This is a genomic window from Streptomyces sp. NPDC057623, from assembly GCF_042800355.1.
Lineage (GTDB): Bacteria > Actinomycetota > Actinomycetes > Streptomycetales > Streptomycetaceae > Streptomyces.
In genome coordinates this window covers 56,017-57,772 of sequence record NZ_JBHVGZ010000065.1, presented here as the reverse complement: position 1 = coordinate 57,772, position 1,756 = coordinate 56,017, and the positions used below count along the sequence as shown (strand labels likewise).

The window sequence follows — 1,756 nt, the reverse complement described above, 5'->3', positions numbered from 1 at the left end:
CAGGGTCAGTCAGTTCCAGTCCGAGCGCGTACTTCCAGTCGATCCGGGCCCGCACCGCCTCGGCGGCCTGCCGGTCGGTGAGGTTCTCCACGAACTGCAACACCACCACCATGGCCAGCCGACCCGGTGACCAGGCACGTTTCCCCCGCGCCGGGAACAGGCCCGAGAACTGCTCGTCCGTGAACAACACGCCCAGCTCGTCGCGAACCCTGATCGCCAGACTGCCCTTCGGGAACGCCGCCCGCGCCACCCGCACCGTCTCTGCGGGAACTCCTCCCGGCACCAACGGCTTCATCGACACCCGTACCCCACCCCAAACACAAACGTCGGTCTCCAAGACCACAACCAGGTCTTGGAGACCGACGTCACGCACGGGCCGCCCCACAATTCGCCAACAGCGTCCCGGGAAGGGCGAGGGGCCGTCGTACGGCTTCTGTTGCTGCGGATCAGCCGCGCTGAATCCCGGACGTGTCCTGGAGGACACCACGGCGACCGTCCTGCGTCTGCGCCACCAGGGCCGGACCGCGCTGCTCGACGGCCAGGTACCAGGTGCCCGGCGCGAGTTCGGCGATCGGCGTGGGCGAACCGTCCTCCGCGAAGAGGGGGCGCGCCACGGGGACTGCGAACCAGAACGGCGAGAAGTCCGCGGCCGGAGCCTGCGGCGCCTGAGGAGCCTGCGGCTGCCCACCGAAAGGCTGCCCCGGCTGCGGCTGACCGCCGTACGGCGGCTGCGGCTGCTGAGCACCCGGGTACCCGTAACCACCGGGCGGCTGGGCGCCGTAGGGCTGGGGGGCGGCGGGGCTGGGGGCCGGGAGGAGGGCGGCCTGGAGGGCGGGGACCAGGGGGGTGGCGATGGCGCCGCCGGCGAGGGCGAGGGCGGCGATGAAGCCGAGGATGAGGCCGGCGGCTGCGCTGCCGCCCTCGGGAACGTCCACCAGGGTCCAGAACAGGGTCCAAGCGGCGAGAATCGTGAATGCCGCACCGACTGTTCCGAGGTCCAGCCCGGCGACCTTGCGCGGCTGGGGCAGGAGACGGTTGACGACGATCAGGGCACCGCCGATGACCCCGCCCAGGTAGGTGCCGAAGCCGAGCCCGAGGTTTTCCCACCCGTTGATGTCAACGTTGTACCCGGAGGCGGAGTAGAGCTGGAGGAAAGACGCGATGAAGAGCAACACCGCTGCTCCGATCACCACGCCGTCGCCTCGAGTGAGGGAGCGGATATTCACTTCAAAGGTCCTTCGTCGGTCGTCTCGTCGGTAGAGGCGTCGCTGTCACCATGTCGCCGTAAGGCCCCTGTGTGAAGCGCGGGGGTGGCCCCTCATCGTAAGGACGACCTTATCGTCCGACCGACGAGGGTGTCCGCCGGGATCAGCCCGTGGACCACTACCCGCGCAGGAAACTCACGATCCCTTCAGAGATCCCTTGCGCCGCCTTCTGCCGCCACGCGCTACTGGTGAGCAACGCCGCGTCCTTGCTATCGCGCATGTTGCCGCACTCGATGAAAACCTCGAGATCTGTTGACAGATTGTGATCGACGAGCCCCCTCCGTGTGACGAACCTGGTGCTACAGCCCATGCAGTGCGTGTGCAGTTCGAGCGAGCACGTCGACGACGCGGACAATCGCTCGCGATGTGGCTCAGGCTTGCGTTGTCCGCAGCGAGAAGCGGGGGGGGGGGGGGGGGCAGGGGGGGGGGGGGGGGGGATTACCGTCCCTCACCGGCCGGAGGCCGGTGAGGCCCCGCTGCCCGACACCCTC

The 1,756-nt window shown here is 69.0% G+C and carries 2 protein-coding genes and 1 pseudogene; all 3 read right to left on the bottom strand.

The features are described 5' to 3' along the window. On the bottom strand, window positions 1-301 hold a 301-nt coding region (locus ACFU95_RS40355; RefSeq protein WP_383839214.1), incomplete at its 3' end, for a transposase. A 145-nt stretch (window positions 302-446) separates the two neighbouring features. Beyond that, the gene (locus ACFU95_RS40350) at window positions 447-1,193 is read right to left on the bottom strand and encodes a hypothetical protein (protein ID WP_383839211.1); all 747 of its coding nucleotides are present in this window, start codon (window positions 1,191-1,193) and stop codon (window positions 447-449) included. A gap of 190 nt (window positions 1,194-1,383) precedes the next feature. Further along, window positions 1,384-1,563 (bottom strand): annotated as a pseudogene (locus ACFU95_RS40345) (N-acetylmuramoyl-L-alanine amidase); the annotation flags it as partial. Window positions 1,564-1,756: the final 193 nt, after the last annotated feature.